Raw genomic sequence first — 23,436 nt, forward strand, 5'->3', positions numbered from 1 at the left:
AAGGAGACCCCATAGAGGCCATGCGCCGCCATGGCGTGGCCACGCCAGCCACCCGAGGTGCCCCCCTCCCCGAAACACTCACCCCCGCAGCGATATACGCTTCGGAGAGGGTAAATTCAGGGACCGAAAAGACCCTGCGACCATGGTTCACCAAACCCGATTCTGCTTCACACAGAAGAACGGGGTAGTTTGCTTGATAAAAAGCGAGCCGACGCACTTGGATCTATGGCTCAGCCCTTGGCATACGTTGAGAAGTACCCCAGCGTTGGATCGTCAAATGTGCCGACAACCAAACCTCTGTCAAGGAAACGATTAAATTCCTCGCAACTTGTCTCAGGCACCAGAGCGCAGCCGTGGCATGCCGCCAAATTACACGAATCAGGCCCCTGCCCCCGCTCCCCCGCATCCATGCACACTGGATCAGTCGAACACCAATGGGCTTCACCGAGGGCCGCCGCGACAACCGGTTCCAGGCGGTCTGGTTGAGCCATGCGGACGAGACCCCCCATCGTGCCCTCCGAGTCTCCCGCTGCCGTGTAGATCAAGAGCCCCGCCATGTCCCGGTCACCATCGCGCGACACGTACAACCGCTCCCGGAGTGAAGCTGAGCTGTATCCACAGGTAAAGACAAACTGGTTAATCAGAAGGTGCGCGAACGTGTGCAGCATTATCATCCGCGGAGAGACATCACGCACAATACCACCCCGATCGGCAATTACCTGGCCGTACTTGTCCGCAAGACGCCTGGCTCGGACTTGAACCTCACCGCGTGCCTCCCATGCGGCAAGACGCTCGTGGTCTAGCTCAAAGTAGATTCCTTCACCCTTGACCACGTAAGCCGGCAGCCAGTCCTTCTCGGGCGGCAAAGGACGACGGCGAAGCAGGGCCTTCCCCTCCGCGACCTTCAGATCGCCGTCCCGACCACGCGCGAATCCTCGCAAAACCCGCGTCTCACGTAGGACAGTGACACTGCGAACGCGATCGAAATGTCCGGCCATCGCAGGGTGAAGGCCCGGATCTGAGGCACGGAGCTCGTCGTCTTGCGGCGTCTCGCGGATCAGCTTGAACTCCGGGTGGCGCCAAATATCAAGGTCGGTGGAATCATCCTCATTACCATCCCCTTCGGCAGAGCCGACGCCGAATCGGTCCTGGTAGGCGGCTAGCAGTTCCTCATCGCTATAGTGTTCGAATAGGTCACCGGCGCCTCGGGTTGCATTTCGAATTTCAGCAACACTGGCGTCATGACCGCGCATACTGAAAAGAAACACCATTGCCGGTTCAACGTCGGCTCGCTTTATCAGGTCTCGCAATGCGCCGCTGACTGCACCGATCTTAAGGGGCAGAAAGATCGACGACTCGACGTAAGGGAAATACACATTGCCACTGGCGCGGAGCGCAGCTTGCACTGGCTGATCACAGGTGCCCTGCTCCTCGTGAAGCCAAGGCCGGGCACCGGTACACATATACGGATCCGACAGACCTTCTAACTGCTGCGTCAGGAAGGTGCTGGCCTGGCCAGATTCGTCCATCTTCCCTCCCGTGGTGATCCCCAGCAAGGAACGAGACGCACCGCATCCAGCGCGCGGGTCGCGCCTATTCTTGGCGTCGTAGCCACAACGGACAACCTGGCCCTCCAGGCCAGCGGCGCCTGTCGAGAATAACCGCAACACTCCAGGGCAACTGGGATTCTTTGACCGATGTACCCATTCACGAAATGGGAAGTCGTCTATGTGCCCTTTGCGACAGATTGCAACGAAGGGCACCTGCGACATCTTCGGCCCGTAGCGCCGTTTCCCCACACATGAGGACTCCTTACAGCGGACAACGTCTTGGAAGCTGAGCGGAACCTTTTCCAAGCGCTTGCAGTACATGCAAAACGAATACCGTGGGAACCTTAAAGCGGGGATGCTCAGCTTCTCGTTGCGATGATCGTCCTTCGATCCTTCGCGATAATCTGGGGGCAGACGGAACTCCTGGACTTTTAACCGGGCTTCCAGCCGCCAGTCGTTGACGCGGAACTCTTCCAGTGCCAGGTCGACGTTATTGCGCGGGAACCAGTGATCGAGTCCAGCCGTAATAACCGACGTACCATCGACGAGGACGCTCATGGCACCCACACCAAACGGGGACACTAACTGAGCTCGACGCATGTTTCCTGACGTCATGGTTGTAACTCCGTCTCTTCTAGGTTGTCATTGAGGTAATCAAGGGTGACGGAAAGCCGACACTCGGCGTCGACACTGCGCATACTCATCGGCGTCTCCCAGGTGATGTTTTTATTCCCAGAATCGGCCATGTCACCCGCGGGGCGCATGAGGCCCTGCTTTGGATCACCGTCAAAGTACTTGACCGTCGCCCAGGTCGTTCGCTCCCCTCTCACCCACTGTCGGGCGCGCTCACTGACCCAGCGGTCGAATACCGGGAGCTCCCCGCTGTCAACCAATGCCGCGCGAGTACGGAGGAGTGCAATAGAGTCGTTGAACTCGGTCTGCGGGAACGGACTCGGATCAAGCATAGGGTTGAGCTGGCGCATGCGTGAGATTGCCGCTGCGTGGAGAGCGCGTTTCAGAACCGGCTCAGCGAAAGGGGTCACGGAGGTTGGTTCGACCTGGGCATACAGCTGCTGGTGATAGGTCCAGAACCGCTCATAGTGGCTGCGGTCCCGAGGCTTTGCGGCCCCATAGATTGTGATGACGAGGCCGGGTGTCCTGGCACTTCGCCCGACGCGACCGCTAACCTGAATGTACTGCGCCGTAGTTTTGGGCTGACCGACAATGGTCATCAAACCGAGCCGATCGATGTCGATGCCGACCTCGATGATGTTCGACGCAAGGCAAATGTCCACACATTTCGCGTTCTCGGGGCAGGATCCTGAGCTGACACATTTGGCCTCAACCACACATTCAGGATGCGGCAGGCGTAGTTCGAGTTCCTCGATCGCCTTCGGAATCTCGTCGCTTCGACGTCGGGAAGTAAGTTCCATCTTGTTCCGGGGGTAACGCGGCGTGATACCGTCGCGCCGCTGGAGACCGACCAAATAGTCAGGAACATCCGATTCGAGCAGGGAGAGCGTGTTGCCGAGCTCTCGGAGGCTGTTGAGGAAGTTGAGATTGGTCCAGTACCCGTCACGATCCGCTGGGTCCGGGATCTGCGAACCGGCCTGAAGGGTCGCGGCTGTGACTCGCGCCTGGACCGTCTGTGTAGAGCCAAGCGATGAACTCATAACGCCAAGATATCGCCGTCCTGGAGCCGGCTTGCCGTCTGGAAGCCGAGCCGGCTCCGCAAAAAATGACCGCCCTTCTTCAAGACCGTGCGGCGGGAAGAGAGCTACGTCCTTTCTCCCAAACAGTCCGAGAATTTGATCTTCGTAACGGCGTACTGTAGCGGTGGAGGCAATGATCTTGGCCGGGATGGGCGGATCACATCGACGGTCAGTCGTGAGGTCGTCGATTATTGGTTCGTATAGACCGACCATGGAGCCAAGTGGTCCAGAAATAAGGTGCAACTCGTCTTGGATGACCAGGCTAGGGGGTGAGCAAACGCGTTCACCATTGTCGCCAAAACCAAACAGGGCCCTGGCCGCGGGCTGCCATGCCATCATGGCGAACTTATCTACTGTGCCGATTACGATTGAGGGGCGCGCCTCGTAAATTCCCTCATCTACTACGTGGATGGGCAGGCCTTCTCTTCCACTGAATCGACACAGTTGGTCTGGGCAGCGAAATAGAAATCGTCCGCCGGACCACACGTAGCCGGGAGTGTCCTGGCCGCGTCGCTTGCTGACCGGCCCCATTCCCGTACCGCACCAGGGACACTTAAGGAGCAGAAATTTATTGGAGGCTCTGGAGTCGCGTCGCAGCTCGGACAAGTCTCTCTGCGCGGCAGACCACCTGTTTGGCGTCGAGTCCCGTCCCAGCCAGACCCCGATGCTGAACGGGGCGGTACCGAGCTCATCCTCCATACCTGAGCGGATGTCCTCCAAGACGCAGACTAGGGATGAAGCGCGCAGAAACTGCTGGGCGGTGAGTAGTCTCAGGGTGTACCGCATGAGAGTATCGGTGCCGGCGTCGTCTGGATTCCGGAGCCGCCGCGCGATCAGTGAGATTGCCGAGGCGCCGAGGTAGGCCTCGGTTTTGCCGCCTCCAGTGGGGAAAAATATTAGATCGACAAGTGTGCGATTCTTGTGCGTCGGGGTGATTAGCTCCGGCAGGCTCGCCAAGATGAAAGCGATCTGAAAAGCGCGCCATTGGCCGCCATTGGGGCCGGGCAATGCGGTTGGATGATTCCCTTTTGGCCTGTAAATACCCTCTTTGTCCTGCACGAGGTCTCGCCGCTCAAGCCGGGAGCGGACTTGCTGGTTGAGCATCGCATGATTAGCTAGTCGGAAGGCACGACTTGCGAGGGGGTTATGTTGAACGAGGCGCCACCCCTCCTGTATTCGCTCGAGGGCCTCAGTGCACTTCGTGACATGACGTCGCGCTGCCCCGTGGTACCGAACGGGCAAGTCGTCGATCGAGGCGGCCCGGTCGTCAATCCACTGGGCGTAAAGTTCAATAACCTTTTCGACCTGAGTGTCCCCAGTGGCGGTATTCTTGGCAAGTTCCTCCATGCTCACGCTAACCGACGTGCGGGTGCCGTCGGCGTGCTCTTCGTAGACGTCCGGTGTTAGGCTCGTGACTTCGTAGGCAGGTAGCGCCTCGGCTTCGACGCACGAGACGGCCGGGACGGCGTCCTCACCGGTCATGTCCTTCCAGGTCGCGGCGCAACCGTGGCCGATCGCGAAGGTGCGTCGGTGGCGGTATAGGAGCGCAATCGATTCCTCCTCGTCATCAGTGTCTGGCTGCTCGACGTCGGGATATGGCTCAATTTTGAGCCCTTGTGCCGCTTCGGCGGAAAAAGCCACCTGGAAGAAGTTATCCCCTGCGCCAGCGCCGGCCAGGTCATTGACGACCGCCAGCGTGACCAATCGAAGATCCGCATCCGTCTCACCAGGCACTGCGCGGCTGTAGATCAACACACTTGGCGTGATGCGAGGCTCAAGTTTTGGTTCGACAACAATCGGCGTGGCATTCAGAAGAGAACGCTTTTTTTCCTTTCTGAGCACATCTTCCGATGCAATTGACTCAAGGATGAAGGGCCGGCGAACCCACCAGTTCAGCTGCGGCGTGTCTGGTGCGGTGATCTTGATCGGGTCGTAGTAGGCACCCGTCACCCGAATCTTCAGTTCTGATCCACGAGCCACACGGACCTTGAACGAAATTGCCATTGCTGATGGCTTGCGCCGGTTCGCGTCCGAAAGGTCGAAGTCATCGGAGTCCGGTTGATCCTGGCGCCGAGAGCCACGTACCTCAGTGGTGGGCGCTTCGGGGTTCTCCATGTTCGACCCCAGCCCTGGAATGACGACAAAATCCTCACCCCGGGATGCCTGCCCACCAGTTGAGGCGCCACCACTGGTAAGAACGCCAACGCCGTAGCGGCGAAGCGGATCAGAACGTGTCAGCACCTCTTCAAGCGTATCTCGATCGTGGAACTGCCCTTTTGCGTCGTCCTTCGTCTGAAAGGTCAGGGACGGGCCGGAGCAGTTGATGGGGTTGCCGATCGGCGCCTCTCCATCGGGCGGCCCGAAGAGCTCGCGTCTTACTGCTGCCTCGACTATGTCACGTGCTTCAGTGCCGGTCATCGCTTCCCTGCCATTCCCACTAGTCCGGTGTCCTTTTCCACGAGACCATAAACGCGATCAGTCGCCCGAGTTAGGCCCACGTAGAGGACAGATTGAAAGTTCGGAACATTTACACGATCCAAGTCAGTGACAATAACGGCAGGCGCCTCGAGGCCCTTGAATGCCTGGATCGATGAGAAGCGGATCTTCCCCTTCTTAGCGTGCAGGCCGTCAGCTTGAACAAGGACGCTTCTTAACCATGAATCGGTCGTGGTGGCGGCGGCCGAGTCGGCGGCCAGCGGGCTCAAGACGACAATCTCGCTGAGGTCGAATGACTCGTCGCGCAGAGCTTCGACGGCCTGGCGGAGTAGCGGCGACTGGTCCTCACCACGGGTGTATTTCAGGAGCACAGGGTTTACTCCGTCGTCGTCTCGTCGGAACCGCTGATAGCCAGGAGTGAGCCCACTGAAGAAGTTGACGCTGAACCCGATTCTCGGAAGGTTGCGGCAGTTCATGGAGAGACGATGCGACGGCATGTGGGGCACCCGTTCTCGAAGGAGCTCTCGGCCGGACCCGTCGTTATAGATGACCTGGCGCTCAAAGTCGCCGAACATCAAGACGCGGCCGCCGGCCAGCCCACCTTTAACCGTCAGCTCGAGGACGTCCAAGTATGCCTCGGTCAATAGATCCTGAATCTCGTCCACGATCAGGAAGTCAAATGGCGGCTCTCCCAGCTCAAGGAGCACCTCAATGGCCCGTTCGGGCAGTTCATTTTTCCAGAACAGCTCGCCAGCGCCCTCCGGAACCTTCAAACCCGTAAGCGCTAGAAGCTGGCTATGGAAGGTGCCGACTGATAGTCGCGGTTCATCGACATCTGCGGCCAGGCGTCGGCCGAGTAGCTTATTGAAACACATGAGGGTGCCGTTCCCTCCGAGGGCTATCTCACGCCGGGCCGCTTCCAACGCCAGGAACGTCTTGCCAGAGCCTGCCGGTCCAGTAAATAGCACCGCCTGATTGTCGGACATGGCATCGAGCGCGAGGAATTGTTCTTCGACGAAGCGGACGAGTTGATGCTGGCGGGCCGCCCGCACGTCGCCGGCCACGACACCAAACTCAAAATTCGGCCGAAGCAACATCGCGATCTGCTTCGCTTCTGTTTGACTTGGCCCCACCCCGCCAGAGGAGTAACCTTTGAAGGTCGCCTCGAGATTGGCAAGGCCACCTTCGAAGGCACGACGGATCGTACCGATCGGATCTTTTTTTAGGTCTTCGGAGTCGAGAATCTGCCAGTCAAACCACTCGTTTGTTGGCCGTAGCATCGTGCGGGCCCGTGCCTCTGTAAACCATACGGCACTAAGCACCGGAGTCGAACTAAGATCGACTTTTTTTCTTATCAGGTACTTACGAATCGAGTACATCGCTTCGCTAGCCTGCTTAAACGGGCCTCGCGTCGTTGGAGCCTGGCTCCCGAGCCTCCAAACCCCATCATCGAAAGTGAAGTGTTGGTGCGACTTGACTTCGACCACGAGGATCCCGAGCCGTGGGGCGATGATGACAAAGTCAGCCTCACCCTCCGGTTTGCGCACATGCTCCGCGATATTCAGCGAATGGAGGACAATCCAGTCGTCAGTCATCCGGTCTTCTGCGAGTACCCTATAGACCGACTTCTCACCCGGCGGTGCATCCTCTGGAAAGATCGGCGGAATCAGTCGAGCCACTGAGCGCTCCCTTCCACGAACGGTACGCGAACTTGATGTCTGCTGACGATCTCGGTGAACGGCGCCCTCGCAAGCACTCGGGCAACGAACATGCTGCGCAGGCCTTCGCGGGGCAGGTTCAAGTGAAGAATCCCATCACGCTCCAGGACCCGCAAGTCGGCGCGGCCAACGGCTGCTTCTAGCTCCCGACGCAAATTGGCGCTGGCCTTGTAGACGGCCCGGCGTAGGGTGATCGCGTTGTCGAAGGTTGGTTGAGACGGAACACCGAGCCAGTCCAGGAGAAGCGCGAAGTCAGCATCTCGTTGGGGACAAATCAGGCGCGCGTCTAACCAGGCCTGGACTTGCCCGCTCGAACGGACACCAAGGCGCTCGAGCTCCGCGATCGCCCGGAGGGAGCCAACGCGTGAGAGCTGCTCTTGGAGCCGCGCCTTCCAATATGCCTGCGTGGAAAAGATGTCGCGTGCACCCTCGCCCAGCGCAACCAGCGCCTCGTCGTGCATCGCACCGCGTTCGGTCTCGCCCTCGCGAAGGACAAGGTACGTACCCGGAAGGATATGGTTCACTGCTTCGTACCCAAGGCGCGCACCCTCCGGTTGCTTCGGGTCCAATGAACGGATCCGATCACCGTCGTCAAGCCACAAGCCCCGTCCACCGGCGAGAAGGACCTTCCAGGCTTCCACCTCCCCGGTGGCGAGCTCCCGATCATCCGAGGCCCGTGTTCCCCATACGGGCTGAGGGAAATAGACGTCTTGGATCTCTTCATCGTCAACAACCGCGGTTTCGGGCTCGGCCATATCGCCAATTTGATGCACGCTGGTCTTTACCACGATTTGACCCTCGGCGTGTACACCCAACTCGGACGTTGGCAAGGATTGGTTAGTGAACCAGGCAGGAGTAATGAACGTGACCTCGGGAGTCACTGGAGCGGTAAGAACAGCACGCGGAGTAAAGGTCGGGGGCGTAATGACATAGCTAATTTCGGCGACGCCACCGATTGATTCCAGCTCGCTCGACACGGCAACTTTGGCTCCGATGCCATGAAGCCAGTCGGCCATCCCGGCGCGAGCCGCTCCATTGGTAGCGACGACTATACACGCATCGGGGCCCACCTCCTGGATTGACTCGAGCAGGACTGAACCAAGTGGTGAATTGTTCATTCCCACGGCTACCGCAGCCTCCGCAAGAAGATCGAGTAAATCCCCGTTAGTTACCAGACTACGCAACCGATCCGCTTGGCTCACTATGTAATCAATGAGGGACTGATGAGTCTGAAATTGCGCTGGTTGTGGCTGTGTCATCCGGCGCCAGCGGAGTACTCTAGCGGCCTGGATGACACCATTCCATATCTCGCTTCGGTCGTTTCCAAGTGCAAGCACTGCGCGGCGGATAGCAGCGTTCAACTGTGCGCCCGCTGGATCGCCGACGGCAAATATGTTGACGCCCTGATGTATTACCGAAGCCGCCGCTTCATATCGTCGGCCAACGTCATGAACCCGACTCATGCGACTACCGTAAATGCCAGAGCTTCGACTGCGGTCGGCGGGCACCAGCCGAGCTCGTCGATCACAGAGACTGGTCGGCTATTGTTGCGACGGGCCTCTACGATTGTCTCCCCGGCGGAGCCGTCCGCAACTGACCGGTCCACGATGCAGACGACGATGGGCACGGTGATTTCGTTGAGGTACTTAATAGCACCGTAGCGATCCAGGACAACTGCGACACACGACCTAGGCAGAGCCGTGCCCTCACTGAGGCGGGCCGCCGGAATGACCGGCGTTGACCAGGTCGCCGCGCAGCCCTCGTCCGGTAGGACATATGAACCGAGTGACGTCCATGAGTCGTCGATGGAAGTGCTGTTTCCTATGACAGCCCGAAGGTCTTCACGGAGCCATTCGCTCGTCCCCACGAGGGCGAGATCCATCGGCGGCGCCGCGAGGCGGTGCAGCCACGACTTCGCAGCCCCGGATAGTTCAGCCAAGTATCCACCTGCGGGAACCTCGCTGACAGTGGACTCGACGACGTCGTCGAGCACCGAGACGGCGCGGTAACGATCGGCAGGGAGGAGCTTGCCGCCAGTGAGGACCCGCGCGCCGCCCGCGTACGGCTCTATCCTCGTAAATCGACCGGTAACAATCAGCTTATCGGTAACGCCCCTTAAGTACGTAGACTGGTCGGACGTCTCGAACACGCTGAGCGGATCATCCAGTGCAGGGGCCGGACTCGACAGCATCCAGCCCGTACCGATGAGGGCTGCGACGTAGTCACGGCGGGGCACCGATACAGCTAGGACTAATTGTCGCCCTTCAAGCTTCGAGAGGTACCGGCGCAACAGTGACCCAAGGCCGACAAATGATCCGATCCACGGTCCTACGGCCATCGGCTCGCCAAGATCATCGGCGAGGCCCAGGAGAGTGCGCGGACGAGACGATGATTCACCCATACCGCTGCCTCCGTGGGCAAGACGGGACCGCTTCTTCGCTAGGGACGGGGCTAGTGGGCATTTCCGATAACCTCAACTGAAGCCGGCATGGTAGGCCCTTTATTTCGTTTCCGTCGTCCGCGCTCGCACCGGCTGCGACGCCTTGCCTAAGCTCCGCCGCACGAACGGCTGGTCGTGGTTGGGAGTGATTTCTTCGCGGGAAGTTCATGCGCTGAGCGCCCTTTCAGCAAACGCTTGGTCGGCTACTTCACGCATCGCAGTCTTAATAGCTGCGGCAAGTGACTGAGCGAGCGGCGGGGGAACAGCATTTGAGACCTGCTCGACCTGGGACGAGAGGGTTCCTTCAAGGACAAACCAATCTGGGAACCCCTGAAGGCGCATCGCTTCAAATATGCTGAGGCGGCGTCGACCGTCGGGATGTACATGAATCTCTCGATGGCCGTAGGCAACTGTGGGACTTGGCTTATCCCATTCTAGTCGTCGGAAGCTGCGACCTGCACGATCAGCACCCCCGGGCTGATGAAACCGCTTCGAAAGCGGACGCATTGTCCAATGGTTCTCGTGATGGGGAATCGAGGACTTCTCTAGATTATGAGCGAAGAATGCCGGGGCCGGTAGATCACCAATCGCCGAGCGCACCGTGAGCCCACTAGCTTTGGCCTTAACTGGCTTGACTCTTCGGGCCACTTCCCTATTCCGGAAGCCCGAGATGATGACCCGATTCCTAGTCTGGGCGACACCGTAGTCGAGAGCAGAGTACTCGTTCACATCGGGGACGAGTCCGATCTCCCTGAACATGGAAAGGATCCCGCGAAACGTCCCCAAGTGCTTAGCGTCACGGATGCCAATGACGTTCTCAAATAAAACAAACTCAACGACATACTTTTTTTGAAGTGCTTCGACGATTTGAAGGTAGAGTATGGGTAGCCGGTTGCGCGGATCATTTGCAACCGAGGCGACATTTGCCCGGGAAAAACCCTGACAGGGTGGCCCACCTATGACTCCGATTGATTCACCTGGATTCAGAAGTTTTTCAACGTGAGCAAGAACCCCACTGGGACCCAGGTCCTGCAGGTCAGCTGCGACTGACGTTGCTTCCTTGAAATTCCGTCGGTGGGTTTGAATAGCGGCAGGCGAAATGTCGACCGCAAACGTCAGCGGGAAGCCCGCCTGACTAAATCCGAGGTCCAAACCACCTGCGCCCGAGAACAGGCTAATAATTTTAGGCAAAACATTCGGCGTCTCCATGTCCGTACCTACAACGTTCGCTGACTGAACAAAGGGCATGGACACCTCCGGGCCGTGGGAAGTTTCGACACAGCTTCTCATGACTCAACTCTACCGCCGAGCGGTCTGATGCACGAGCTCGCGTTACAGCGGACCCCTACGTCTCGTGCGCCCGGCTCATGCCTTGGGCCTCGAGGCGCCGACCAGCACTTGAGCCGTTGTGGCTCCGCCAGCATTATGGCCACCTCCAGGGCTTCTTTGTCTTCGATTCCGAACCCATATTCGGTGGGGAAAGCGCCGCGAATCTGATCAATCATGTCGATCCCGCAGCGTTTCGCAACTACACCCCCTACGGCTCAGACGGACAACCCGTGCCCTCATGAAGGCGCTGCCCCCGCGGAGGTTGTTGGGATCCACTCTTAGATCGGTCACACCCCCTCGTGTGCGTCTGCCTACAAACGCCGTCGTATCGAAAGGGTGTGACCCCGATCTCCCCGCCCGGTTTAGCCGCGGCGCAGCCCGCGTGCTTTTCCGAGAACCAGGCTGCGCAGACCGTCGAGGATGGCGACGGGGTATTGGGTACAGACGGGCGACCAATCAACGACCCACAGCGCGGCGGCTGCGTTGTCCGTGGGCGTCCTGTACATACGTGAGAGGGATCGACCCAGATTCGTGTAGTCCAATGGTCGGCCCCTCACGCGCACGTTGCGAGCAGAGGCCTTTGGTCGGCATTGAGCAGCCAGGCGGTCTTGTCGAGGCCCCTGCGCTCGGTAGGGCCTCACCCGGCCTCAACGCGACCAGCGCCCAACGCAGCGACATGTTTTACCAACGTTCTTGAGATCCTTCACGCCCAGCCTCGCCGCTCAACGCACAACGCCGCTGGGATCCGGACGAGGGCGGTTTCCCCTCCCTCCACGCCCTTACCCGAACTCCGCCCATACCCGCCTCGCCTCACCGTCTACGGTCATCACCCCGCCATGCGGCAGCACCCACTGCGGCCGGGTGTGGCCGAACGGCGCACCCACGCACACCACCGCGTCCGGGTTGTACTGCGCGACGGTCTCCACCACCACGTCGGCCTGCTCGGCGCGCAACCGCGCCCGCTCCTCCGGGCTGCGCGGCACCTCGAAGGAGCTCGCCGGCGGCCGGGCTGCCAGCACGGCGTCCACGGCGCCGAGCAACCCGCGCTCGCCCAGGATCCGCAGCAACCGCCGCACTTCCCCCGCCGACGGCAGCTCCTCGCTCGTCTCGATCAGCAGCAGGCCACCCTCCAGCGCGCCCAGATCAGAGGGTCCGCGGCCGGCCGCCATCACCCACGGCAGCACCTCGAGGCAGCCGCCCCACGTCCGGCCGGTCACCGCGCGCCGCGGCCCGGCCCAGCGCCACGGTGAGAGGTCCTCGCCGACGCCGCGCGCGCCGTCGTCGTGCGGGCCCGGCACCGGCTCGCGGGTCCCGAACTCGGTGAGCGCCCGCGGGTCCAGCCAGTCGACGCCGTGGTCCTCCGACTCCCCCGGCTCCGTGATCTCCAGCCGCCCTCCTGTCAGGAGGGCGGCCCGCAGGGACGCGGCGTGCACCTCGTCCACAGCCGGCCCCGGCCCCAGGTGCACCTGGGTGGACCCGCCGTAGAAGCTCGCCACGCCGTTCGCCCACAGCCACTGGTGCAGGTTGGTGTTGTCGCTGTAGCCGAGGAACGGCTTGGGGTCCGCGCGCACTGCGTCCGCGTCCAGGTGGCCGATCACGGTGATCTGGTCCTCCCCGCCCACCGTGGCGATCACCGCCCGGATCTGGGGGTCCGCGAACGCCGCGTTTAGGTCCCGCGCCCAGACCGCCCGGCACGCCCCTCACCCCTGACGCAGCTCGCGGCGCAGGATCTTGCCCGTGGCGTTCTTCGGCAGCCCGTCCAGGACGGTCACCTCCCGCGGCTGCTTGTAGCGGGCCAGCCGCTCGGCCGCGAACGCCTGGAGTGCCTCCCCCGTGACGGCGCTGCCCGGGGCCAGCGAGACGAAGGCGGCGATCTCCTCGCCCAGCCGCTCGTCCGGCACGCCCACCACGGCGGCCTCGACCACGTCCGGGTGCTCGTAGAGGACCTCCTCCACCTCGCGGGGGTACACGTTCATGCCGCCGCGGATGATCACGTCCTTGAGCCGGTCCACGATCATCACGTACCCGGCCTCGTCGCGGCGGGCGATGTCCCCGGTGCGGAACCAGCCGTCCTCGTCGAACGCCGCCTCCGTGTCCTCCGGGCGGCCCCAGTAGCCGGCCATGATGCCCTCGCCCCGGATGCGCAGCTCACCGGAGGTCTCGAGGTCCTCCTCGGGCACCTCGGTGCCGTCCATCGCGACGATCCGGAACTCGAAGCCGTCCACGGGCCGGCCCACGGTGCCCGGGCGGGTCGGCGCGTCCACGGGGTTGAAGAAGCACGCACCCGCGTTCTCGGACAGCCCGTAGCCCTCCAACACGGGCACGCCGAACAGCTTCTCCGCCGCGCGCAGGGTCTCCACGGGCAGGCTCGCCCCGCCGGAGAGGGGCATGCGCAGCCGGGAGAAGTCCGCCGGCTCGGCCCCGGCCGCACGGCGGGCCCGGGCCACGGCGAGGAACGCCCCGTGCATGGTGGGCACGCCGGGCAGGAACGTGACGCCGTGGTCCTGCAGCTGGTCGTAGGCGGCCGCCGGCTCGAACCGCGGCATCAGGGACAGGGTGGACCCGGCGAACACCGCGCCGTTGAGCACCACCGAGAGCCCGAACACGTGGAACATCGGCAGCGCCGCGAACACGACGTCGTCCGGGCCGAGCCGGCCCAGGCCGGTCGCCGTCGCCATGGCGTTGGAACGCAGGTTCGTGTGCGTCAGCCGAGCACCCTTGGGCCGCCCCGTGGTGCCCGAGGTGTAGAGCAGGACGGCGTCGTCGTCGGGGTCCCGCGGGGTGATCTCCGTGACCGGGGCGATGCCCTCGGCGGCGCACTCCCGCCCGACCGCCTCCAGGTCCAGGGTGACCACCTCGACGTCGACGTTCCCGGCCACCTCGGCCACGGCCGGCAGCCCGGGCATGGCCCAGAGCATGCGCGCCCCGGAGTCCTCGAGGAAGTACTCCAGCTCACGGGCGGTGAACAGGGGGTTGAGCGGAACCATCACCGCACCCAGACGCATGAGCGCCTCGTAGACCGCCACGAAGGCCGGGACATTGGGCAGCAGCACGGCCACCCGGTCCCCCGGACCCACCCCGCGGTGGCGCAGCCAGCCGGCCGTCGCGGCCGTGACCTGGTCCAGTTCGCGGTAGGTCATGCGGGCCTCGCCGATCCGCAGGGCCACGGCATCCGGCTGCCGGGCCACGGTGGCCGAGAGCAGCTCGGCCACATGGCCCCGGCGCTCGGTGGGCCGGCCGGGGGTGGTCGTGGAGGTGTCGGGGGTCTCGGAGGTGGTCACGGTGGCTCCTGATCTGGTCGGGACGGTCGTCGGAGGGGGGGGTCAGAGGAAGGCGGAGTGTCCGGTGAGGCCGCGGCCCACGATCAGCGAGTTCACCTCGTAGGTGCCCTCGTACGTGAAGATCGCCTCGACGTCGCAGAAGAACCGGCCGAGCCCGACGTCGGCGAGGATGCCGTTGCCGCCCATCATCTGCCGGCCCAGCGCGGCCGACTCGCGGCACATCTGGGAGGTCTTCAACTTCACCAGGGAGGCCTGCGTCATGGACACCTCCCCGGCGGCCTCCAGCTGCACCGCCCGGTGCGCCATGCCCAGGGTGGCCGCCAGGTTGGCCGCGATCTGCACGAGCAGGGACTGCACCAGCTGGTGCCCGGCGATCGGGCGGCCGAACTGGGTGCGCTCCAGCGCGTAGCGGCGGGCGGCGTCGAGGATGCCCTGCTGCGCGCCCGCGGCCTGCCAGCCCAGGCCGTTGCGGGAGCCCAGCAGGATCACGTTGGTGTCAGCGAAGGTGTCGGCCTTCTCCAGCTTGTTCCCCGCCGGGATGCGCACGTCCGTGAAGGTGATGTCCGCGTTCTGGACGATCTTCACCGCGGTCTTGTGCTCGATCTTGGTGGCCTCGTAGCCGGGGGTGTCGGTCTCCACGATGAAGCCCTTGACCTGGTCGTCCTCCTCGTCCCGGGCCCACACGATCGCGATGCGGGACATGGTGCCGTTGCCGATCCACCGCTTGGCCCCGTTGATCACCCACTCGTCCCCCTCTCGGCGGGCCGTGGTGGCCATGCCGCCGGCGACGTCGGAGCCGTGCTCCGGCTCGGTCAACGCGAAGCAGCCGGTGTACTCCATCGCGTACAGGCCCGGCAGCCACGTCTGCTTCTGCTCCTCCGAGCCCAGGGCCTCCAGGGTGGCCCCGACGAGGTCGTTGTGCAGGGCGAAGTACACGCTGAGGGAGATGTCCGCGCGGGCCAGCTCGGCCATCAGGTGCCCGCGGAACAGCGGGTCCTCGGTCATGCCGCTGATGTGGTTGTAGCCCAGCTCGCCGACGCGGCGGGCGATCTCGTGCGGGAACTCGTCCCGGCTCCAGGCCTCGGCCACGTGCGGGGTGACGATCTCGGCCAGGGCGGCGCGGATCTCCGTGAGCTTCTCCTGCTGCTCGGGCGTCAGGAGGCGGTGGTACTCGAGGACGTCGACGTCGGTCAGCGAGCGGGTGCGGGAATCCGTGGTGGTCATGAGGGGCTCCTTGAGGTCGTTCGTGGGTGGTGCTGAGTCGTGGGGGTCAGGCGGTGGGGCTGGCCAGAGCGGTGAGCGGGATGCCCCGCTCCTCCCCCCAGGCCTGCCAGTGGGCGGCGTCGTGCCGGGAGAGGGCCTCGGTGAGCTGCGCGCGGACGTCCCCGTCCGAGTCCAGCCCGAGGCCCGCCACGAGCGCGGCCGCGAAGTGCGGCTCGAGCGCGCCGACGGCCACATGGCCCTCGGCCGCCGGATACACCCCGTAGTGGGGCAGGGCCCCGCCCAGGGGGCTGCGCGGGCCCGTCATGCGGTGCCGGTTGGGCAGGGCCAGGGCGTGCGCGGCATCGGCGAGCGCCACCGTGGCGTGCCCGCCGTCCCCGTCCGCGCCGCGGGCCCACAGCAGGGCCAGCGCAGCAGAGACGGCCCGCTCGGCACCGTGCAGATCCGCCGCGAGGATCCGCGGTGGAGCCCCCGGCGCCAGCAGGCCCGCCGCGGCCTGGTAGTTGATGTCATGGCCTGGCACGTCCGTGCGGTCCCCGTCGTAGCCGGTGATGTCCACCTGGCAGATCCGCCGGTGGCGGGCTCGGACGGCGTCGGCGTCCAGGCCCAGCCGGCGCAGCGCCCCGGAGCGGTGGGAGGTGAGGAACACGTCCGCCTCGGCCAGGATCTGCTCCATCTCGGCGGCCCCGGCCTCGGACTTCATGTCCACGGTGCGCACCGACTGCCCGCGGTGCAGCTCCTCGTAGAGGGCCGGCACCAGGGTGGCCACGGGGTCCCCGCTGGGCGGGAGCACCGTGACGACGTCGGCGCCCAGCTCCTGCAGGCGGGCCGCGGCGACGGGCCCGGGCAGGTTCAGGGCGATGGTCACCACGCGCACCCCGGCCAGCGGTGCGGCGCTCATCGGCCCGGCCCCTCGCCGCGCTCGGCCAGCTGCCGGAGGGTGTCGCCGGGACGGAACCGCTCGCCGTAGCGGTCGGCCAGCTCGTCGGCGCGGGCCACGAACGCGGCCGGTCCGCCCTCGCGGTGCGTCATGAACGTCACGGGCCCGCCGGTGTGCGGCGGGAAGCCGATGCCGAACACGCCGCCGAGGTTCGCCGAGGGGGCGTCGGTGAGGACGCCGTCGTCGAAGCAGCGGGCCGTCTCGATGGCCATGCGGTACAGCAGGCGGTCCTGCAGGTCCTGCTCGGGCACGTCCGCCCCGGTGGCGAAGTGCTCGGCCAGGCCCGGCCAGAGGTGCTTGGGGCCCTGCTCCGGGTACTCGTAGAAGCCGGCGCCCTGAGCGCGGCCCGGACGGCCGAACTCGTCCACCATGCGCTCCACCACGCGCTCGCCCGGACGCACCGGACGCTCACCGCCGGCCTCGGCGACGGCCTTCTCCTCCTCGCGGCGGATGTGCTGGATCAGGGTCAGGGAGACCTCGTCCATCATGGCCAGCGGGGAGGCCGGGAAGCCGGCGTGGCGGGCCGCCCGCTCGATCCGCTGCGCGTCGACGCCCTCCTCCACGAGGGCCGCGGCCTCGAGCACGAGCGTGCCGTAGACGCGGGAGGTGTAGAAGCCGCGCCCGTCGTTGACCAGGATGGGCAGCTTGCGGATCTGCTGCACCAGGTCGTAGGCGCGCTCCACCGTGCGCTGGGAGGTCTGCTCACCACGGATGATCTCCACGAGCCTCATCCGGTCCACCGGGGAGAAGAAGTGCAGGCCGATGAAGTCCTGGGGCCGCTCCCGCGGGCCCTGCAGCAGGGTGATCGGCAGCGTGGAGGTGTTGCTGCACAGCAGGGTGTCCGGGCCGACCACCTTCTCCACCTCGGCGAACACCGCGTCCTTGAGCTCGACGTCCTCGAACACGGCCTCGATCACCGCGTCCACGTGGGCGAGGTCCTGATAGTCCTCGGTGGGCTGTACCCGGGCCAGGACGGCGTCGGCGTCCTCGCGGCTCATGCGCCCCTTCGCCACGCGCCCCTCGAGGAGGGCGCCCACCCGCTCACGACCGCGCTCGGCGGCCTCCAGGCTGACGTCCTTGAGCATCACCTCCACACCGTTGAGCGCGAGCGCGTGGGCGATGCCCACGCCCATCATCCCGGCGCCCAGCACCGCCGCCGTGGTGATCGTGCTGCGCTCGCGGGAGGGACCGCCCAGGGCCGCGCCGGAACGCAGCGCCTGCATGTCCGAGTGGAACGCCTGGATCATGGCGGAGGAGGTGTGGCCCGTCACGAGGGACACGAAGTACCGGGTCTCGATGCGCGAGGCGGTGTCGAAGTCCACCTGCGAGCCCTCCACCGCGGCGCTGAGGATCGCCTTCGGGGCGGGCAGGTCCGCGCCGTGGAGCTGCCGGCGCAGGGTGGCGGCGTACGCGGGCAGACGGGAGGCGAAGGAGGGCTGGGCGGGGGTGCCGCCGGGGATCCTGAAGCCCTTGACGTCCCAGGGCTTCACGGCGGCGTCGGCGTCGTCGCGGTGCTCCAGGATCCAGCGCTTGGCGGCGGGCACCAGGTCCGCGGGGTCGGTCACGACCTCGTCGACGATCCCCTTCTCCATCGCGGCCCGGGCGTCGCGGGCGGTGCCCTGCAGCAGCCAGTCCATCAGGGCGCGCTCCACGCCCACCATGCGCACCAGGCGCGTGATGCCGCCGCCTCCGGGCAGCAGGCCCAGGGTGACCTCCGGGAGGCCGACCTTCAGCCCCGGGTCGTCCACGGCGATGCGCCGGTGGCAGGCCAGCGCGATCTCCAGGCCGCCGCCGAGCGCCGTGCCGTTAAGCGCGGCGACCACGGGGCGGCCGAGGGTCTCGAGGCGGCGCAGCTGGCCCTTGACCCGCTGCGTCAGCGCGAACACGGACTCCACGTCCTCGGGGCCGGCCTGGGCCAGGGAGTCCAGGTCGCCGCCGGCGAAGAAGGTCGTCTTCGCGCTGGTCAGGACGACGCCGGTCACCGTGTCCCGCTCCGCCTCCAGGCGGTCCACGACGGCGTCCATCGCGTCCTGGTACCGCTCGTTCATCGTGTTGACCCGCGCCTGCGGGTCGTCCATGGTCAGCGTGACGACGCCGTCGGCGTCCTGGTCCCAGGTGATCATGTGCTCACTCATGCCGGTGCTCTTCCTGCCGTGCTGGTCGGTCGGGTGGGTGGGGCGCTCAGACGCGCTCGACGATCGTGGCGACGCCCATGCCGGCGCCGATGCAGAGCGTGGCGATGCCGGTCCGCAGGTCGCGCCGCTCGAGTTCGTCCACGAGGGTGCCGAGGATCATGGCGCCGGTGGCGCCCAGGGGGTGGCCCATGGCGATCGCGCCGCCGTTGACGTTGGTCTGCTCCTCGGTCCAGCCCATCTCCTTCATCAGCAGCAGCGGCACGGCCGCGAACGCCTCGTTGATCTCCACGAGGTCGATGTCCGCGGCGGTCATGCCGGCCACCTCGAGGGCCTTGCGGCACGCCGGGGTGGGACCGGTGAGCATGATGGTGGGCTCGGAGCCGACGACGGCGGCGGAGACGATCCGGGCCCGCGGGCTCATCCCGGCCCGCCGGCCGGCCTCCTCGGAGCCGATCAGCGTCAGCGCGGCGCCGTCGACGATGCCCGAGGAGTTGCCGGGGTGGTGCCGGTGCTCGATCTCCGCGAGCGAGCTGTACTTCTCCAGCGCCACGGCGTCGAAGCCCGCCTCCCGGCCCAGCGCCTCGAAGGAGGGCTTGAGCGTGGCCAGGGTCTCCACGGACGAGTCGGGGCGGATGGTCTCGTCCCGGTCCAGCACGGTCATCCCGTTCATGTCCGTCACCGGGACCACGGAGCGGGCGAACCGGCCCTCCTGCCACGCCGCCGCAGCACGGCGGTGGCTCTGCGCGGCGAAGCGGTCCAGCTCTGCGCGGCTGAAGCCCTCACGCGTGGCGATCAGGTCCGCGGAGACGCCCTGCGGGATGAAGTCGGTGGCCAGGGAGGTGGCCGGGTCCATGGCCCACGCGCCGCCGTCGGAGCCCATGGGCACGCGGGACATGGACTCCACACCGCCGGCCACGAGCAGGGACTCCCAGCCGGAGCGGATGCGGGCGGCGGCCTGGTTCACGGCCTCGAGCCCGGAGGCGCAGAACCGGTTCACCTGCACGCCGGCCACGGTCTGCGGCAGGCCCGCCTTGAGGGCGGCCACGCGGGGCAGGACCGCACCCTGGTCGCCCACCGGGCTCACGCAGCCGAGGATCATGTCCTCGATGTCGGCGGGGTCGAGCCCCTCATGGCGGTCGCGCAGCGCGTGGGTCAGGCCGACGACGAGGTCGATCGGCTTGACCTCGTGGAGGGAGCCGGAGGGCTTGCCGGCACCGCGCGGCGTGCGGAGGGCGTCGTAGAGGAAGGCGTCCTGGGTCACGGGGTCTCCTGGGGTCGGGGTGGGTCTGGGGAGGTGGCGGGCCGGTCAGCGGCCGGAGGTGAGGGCGTCGGCGTAGTCGGCGCGCAGCTTGCGCTTGTTGACCTTCCCGACGCCGGTGCGGTCGATCTCCGTCACGAAGCGGACCTCGTCCGGCAGCTGCCAGGTGGCGAAGCGCTCGGCGAGTGCGGCGAGGACGGCGTCCTGGTCGACACCGGAGTCCTCGTCCCGCACCACGAGGGCCAGGGGGCGCTCCTCCCACTGGGGGTGGGGGACGCCGATCACGGCGGCGTCGCGGACCCCGGGGACGGTCATGATGTGGTTCTCCAGGTCGATCGAGGAGATCCACTCGCCCCCGGACTTGACCACGTCCTTCAGGCGGTCGGTGACCTTGAGGTAGCCCTCCGGGGAGAGGTAGCCCAGGTCCCCGGAGCGCCAGTAGCCCTCGTCGTCGAAGCCGGCCTCGGTGGCCTCGGCGTTGTCGGCGTAGGAGGTGGTCACCCAGGGCCCGCGCAGGCGGATCTCGCCCACGTTCTCCTCGCCGGGCGGCAGCAGCTCGCCCAGGGGGTCGGTGATCTTCACGTCCACCCCGACGACGACGAGGCCCTGGAACCGCTTGAGGTTCCACCGCTCGTCCTCGGAGAGGGTGTCCATGAGGCTCGGCTTCATGCGGTTGAGGGAGACGATGGGCGAGGTCTCCGTGGCCCCGTAGGCGTGGATGACCTCCGCGCCGGTGAGCTCGTCGAAGCCGCGCATCATGGCCACGGGGGGCTCGGTCACGCCGCACAGCAGGCGCACGCCGTCCATGCGTGGGGGCGTCTCGAGGGTGCGGAGGTGGTGGAGCATCGGCATGAGGATCGCGGGGGCGGCCGGGGCCACGGTGACGCCGTGGTCCACGAGGGTGGAGGTCAGCCACGGGGTGTCCGTGAGGTTGAACCGGCCCGGCAGCACCAGGCGCGCGCCCACGGCGACGGCGGCGAACGGCAGGCCCCAGCACTGCGCGTGGAACATGGGGGTCAGCAGCAGGGCGGTGTCCGCCATGGTCATGCCCAGGGTGGACACCACGGCGTGCGCGTGCAGCCAGGTGGCCCGGTGCGAGTAGAAGACGCCCTTGGGGCGGCCGGTGGTGCCCGTGGTGTAGCAGGCGCCGGAGGCGGAGCGCTCACTCACGTTCGGCAGCCCCGCTGTCTCGAGCGGCTCGTGCCCGTCGAGGAGGGCCTCGTAGGAGAGGACGTCGCCGCGACCGGCCCAGTCGGCGGGGAGCTCGTCGTCGCCGGCCACGATCCAGCGGACGCCGTCGGGCAGGTGCGGTTCGAGCGCGGCGGCGAGCTCCAGGAGGGTCTCGTCCACGACGATCGTCCCCACCTGCGCGTGGGTGATCACGTAGGCCAGGTCCGTGGGCGCCAGGCGCAGGTTGAGCTGCACCATGGTCGCGCCCAGCAGCGGGACGGAGAAGTAGGACTCGAGATGGCGGACGTCGTTCCACAGCAGCAGGCCGACCCGGTCCCCCGGCCCGACGCCCTCGGCGCGCAGGGCCGCGGCCATGCGGCGCACCCGCTCCCACACGGCCGCGTAGGTGGTGGTCTGCCACGGGGAGCCGCCACCGCGGGTGTGGATGATCTGCTGATCCCCGAAGGTCCGGGCGGCGTCCCGCAGGAGGCGAGTGGTGGTGAGCTGCTCGTCGTCGCCCATGGTGGACGGGGTGCCGAGGACGGTGTCGGTGGTCTGCATGGGTCCCCCTGGGAGGTGTGGTGGTCGCGGAGGCGGGCGGCAGTCATCTGTGACATGCCTCATGGGGCGTGTGTTGCACACTCAAGCACGATGTTGCACTAGCGTGCAAGAAGGTGCGGGGTCGTGTCGATCCCTGCCGTAGGGTTCAGCGAGCCCCCGCATCCTCGTCTCCCGACCACGGGCCATCCCATCCGCCGACCCAGCCCCGAGGACCCGATGAACACCTCCCTGCCCTTCGACCAGGACGACCTCTCCTCCCCCGCGCGCCTGCGCCTGGCGGCCCTCGAGCTGTACGCCGAGCGGGGGGTCGAGATGGCCAGCGTCCGCGAGATAGCGCAACGCGCCGGCGTCGCCCCCGGGCTGGTGCGGCACCACTTCGGCAGCAAGGCGGGGCTGACCCGCGCCGTCGACGACGACGTGCTGCGCCTGATCGCCACGACCCTCGACGAGGTCCCGCTCGTGGGCACCCCACAGGAGGTGTCCGCGGCCCGCGACGCCGCGTTCGCGGACCTCCTGGCCGAGTACCCGGTGGTGGGGGCCTACGTGCGCCGCTCGCTGCTGGAGGCCGGCGGGGGGACCGAGTCCCTGCTCGAGCGCCTCGTGGACCTGACCACGGAACAGACCGAGCGCCTGCGCCGGTCCGGCTTCGCCCCGCGGCGCAGCATGCCGACGTCCGTGTTCGGCACCGTCATCCGACAGATGGGCCACCTCCTGGTCGACCCGTCGGCGGACCGCATCTGGCGCCGGATCGCCGAGACCCAGGAGGACGCCGCCGAGCAGGCGAGCCCGCGGGTGCGGCTCGTGGTGGATCCGCCGCGGTGAGCAGGATCGCCGCCCAGCGCAGCCGCCGTCCGCGTGCGCCGGCGCAGCCCAGTCCTCGGGCGCCCTGCCGAGCTCCTCCGGGCCCTCCTGGGTGCCGACGACGCCGGCCCACCCCCTTCCGGGAACGCCTGCGGTCGGTATGGGCGCACTGTGCAGGCTCAGAGCGACCGCACGCGTTCCAGGTCCGCCGGCTCACCCACTCCCGAGGGCCAGCTCACCCGCCCCGGACGCGCCGTTTCCCGAACGACAACGCGGGTGGGGCGTAGCCTGGCCGCCATGACCACCGTGTTCTACGACGACCAGGGCCGCCCCGAGCCGCCCTTCGCCGCGGGCGAGGCCGCCACCCTGCTGGGCTTCCTCGACTTCCTGCGCGCCACGATCGAGTGGAAGACGGCGGACCTGGACACGGCCGCGCTGCACCGCCGGCTGCCGGGCCACCCGTCCGCGATGACGCTCGGCGGCCTGCTCAAGCACCTCGCGTTCGTCGAGTTCTGGTGGTTCGAGGCCGTCGCCCTCGGCGAGCCCACCTCGGCGCCCTGGGTGGGCGCGGACTTCGACACGGACCCCGACTGGGACTGGCACAGCGCGGCGCAGGACTCGGCGGCGGACCTGCGCGTCCTCTGGCAGGGCCAGGTGGAGCGGTCCCGGCAGATCGTGGTGGACCTGCTCGCGGCGGACGGCGACGACGGCGCCGCGGCCCTGGCCCGCGCCCACCGGATCCGGGAGGGGCGGGACCCGGTCTCGCTGCGGTGGATCCTCACCCACATGATCGAGGAGTACGGCCGCCACGCCGGCCACGCCGACCTGCTGCGCGAGGGCATCGACGGCCAGACCGGCGAGTGAGCCCGCCCCACCCGCAGTCC

General features: G+C 66.1%; 15 protein-coding genes and 1 pseudogene. 2 read left to right on the forward strand and 14 right to left on the reverse strand.

Annotated features, from left to right (window positions below):
* Positions 1–230 precede the first annotated feature (230 nt).
* The 14 genes and pseudogenes from drmB to O3T09_RS03715 all read right to left on the reverse strand — a co-directional run bounded on the left by drmB (position 231) and on the right by O3T09_RS03715 (position 21,751).
* Positions 231–2,165, reverse strand: coding sequence for a DUF1998 domain-containing protein (gene drmB, locus O3T09_RS03655; RefSeq protein WP_269295382.1), 1,935 nt, complete (start codon positions 2,163–2,165; stop codon positions 231–233).
* Complete coding sequence (locus O3T09_RS03660; RefSeq protein ID WP_269295383.1) at positions 2,162–5,680, reverse strand: helicase-related protein; 3,519 nt, start codon at positions 5,678–5,680, stop codon at positions 2,162–2,164. Before O3T09_RS03660 ends, drmB begins: the two co-directional genes overlap by 4 nt.
* Complete coding sequence (locus tag O3T09_RS03665) at positions 5,677–7,377, reverse strand: nuclease-related domain-containing DEAD/DEAH box helicase (RefSeq protein WP_269295384.1); 1,701 nt, start codon at positions 7,375–7,377, stop codon at positions 5,677–5,679. Before O3T09_RS03665 ends, O3T09_RS03660 begins: the two co-directional genes overlap by 4 nt.
* A complete protein-coding gene (locus O3T09_RS03670) occupies positions 7,365–8,432 on the reverse strand; it encodes a hypothetical protein (RefSeq protein ID WP_269295385.1) in 1,068 nt (355 codons plus the stop codon). Before O3T09_RS03670 ends, O3T09_RS03665 begins: the two co-directional genes overlap by 13 nt.
* Before the next feature lie 443 nt (positions 8,433–8,875).
* Entirely contained in the window at positions 8,876–9,565 is a 690-nt protein-coding gene (locus tag O3T09_RS03675) for a hypothetical protein (RefSeq protein WP_269295386.1), read from the reverse strand.
* A gap of 456 nt (positions 9,566–10,021) precedes the next feature.
* Positions 10,022–11,146, reverse strand: coding sequence for a DNA cytosine methyltransferase (locus O3T09_RS03680; protein ID WP_269295387.1), 1,125 nt, complete (start codon positions 11,144–11,146; stop codon positions 10,022–10,024).
* A gap of 818 nt (positions 11,147–11,964) precedes the next feature.
* Positions 11,965–12,681, reverse strand: a complete 717-nt coding sequence (locus tag O3T09_RS03685) for an LD-carboxypeptidase (protein ID WP_441338886.1) — start codon at positions 12,679–12,681, stop codon at positions 11,965–11,967.
* Positions 12,676–12,852: pseudogene (locus O3T09_RS11880) on the reverse strand (LD-carboxypeptidase); the annotation flags it as partial. The gene O3T09_RS03685 and the pseudogene O3T09_RS11880, both read right to left, overlap by 6 nt.
* Before the next feature lie 33 nt (positions 12,853–12,885).
* Positions 12,886–14,466, reverse strand: a complete 1,581-nt coding sequence (locus O3T09_RS03690; protein ID WP_441338885.1) for a long-chain-fatty-acid--CoA ligase — start codon at positions 14,464–14,466, stop codon at positions 12,886–12,888.
* A 42-nt stretch (positions 14,467–14,508) separates the two neighbouring features.
* Entirely contained in the window at positions 14,509–15,690 is a 1,182-nt protein-coding gene (locus O3T09_RS03695) for an acyl-CoA dehydrogenase family protein (protein WP_206395898.1), read from the reverse strand.
* A gap of 46 nt (positions 15,691–15,736) precedes the next feature.
* The gene (locus O3T09_RS03700) at positions 15,737–16,588 is read right to left on the reverse strand and encodes a CoA transferase (protein WP_216880203.1); all 852 of its coding nucleotides are present in this window, start codon (positions 16,586–16,588) and stop codon (positions 15,737–15,739) included.
* Positions 16,585–18,762 carry a 3-hydroxyacyl-CoA dehydrogenase NAD-binding domain-containing protein gene (locus O3T09_RS03705; RefSeq protein ID WP_269295388.1) on the reverse strand — a complete coding sequence of 726 codons (2,178 nt, stop codon included), beginning with the start codon at positions 18,760–18,762 and terminating at the stop codon, positions 16,585–16,587. The genes O3T09_RS03700 and O3T09_RS03705 overlap by 4 nt, the downstream gene beginning before the upstream one ends.
* A 46-nt stretch (positions 18,763–18,808) precedes the next feature.
* Positions 18,809–20,023 carry an acetyl-CoA C-acetyltransferase gene (locus tag O3T09_RS03710; RefSeq protein WP_269295389.1) on the reverse strand — a complete coding sequence of 405 codons (1,215 nt, stop codon included), beginning with the start codon at positions 20,021–20,023 and terminating at the stop codon, positions 18,809–18,811.
* Between the two features lie 45 nt (positions 20,024–20,068).
* A complete protein-coding gene (locus tag O3T09_RS03715) occupies positions 20,069–21,751 on the reverse strand; it encodes a long-chain-fatty-acid--CoA ligase (RefSeq protein ID WP_269295390.1) in 1,683 nt (560 codons plus the stop codon).
* 216 nt (positions 21,752–21,967) lie between these two features.
* Here O3T09_RS03715 and O3T09_RS03720 point away from each other — a divergent pair, with 216 nt between their 5' ends.
* Positions 21,968–22,573, forward strand: a complete 606-nt coding sequence (locus O3T09_RS03720; protein ID WP_269295391.1) for a TetR/AcrR family transcriptional regulator — start codon at positions 21,968–21,970, stop codon at positions 22,571–22,573.
* Positions 22,574–22,849: 276 nt separating this feature from the next.
* Positions 22,850–23,416 carry a DinB family protein gene (locus tag O3T09_RS03725; protein ID WP_269295392.1) on the forward strand — a complete coding sequence of 189 codons (567 nt, stop codon included), beginning with the start codon at positions 22,850–22,852 and terminating at the stop codon, positions 23,414–23,416.
* The last annotated feature ends 20 nt before the right edge of the window (positions 23,417–23,436 follow it).

It is taken from the genome of Micrococcus sp. H39-S4 (assembly GCF_027158145.1).
GTDB classification, from domain to species: domain Bacteria; phylum Actinomycetota; class Actinomycetes; order Actinomycetales; family Micrococcaceae; genus Micrococcus; species Micrococcus luteus.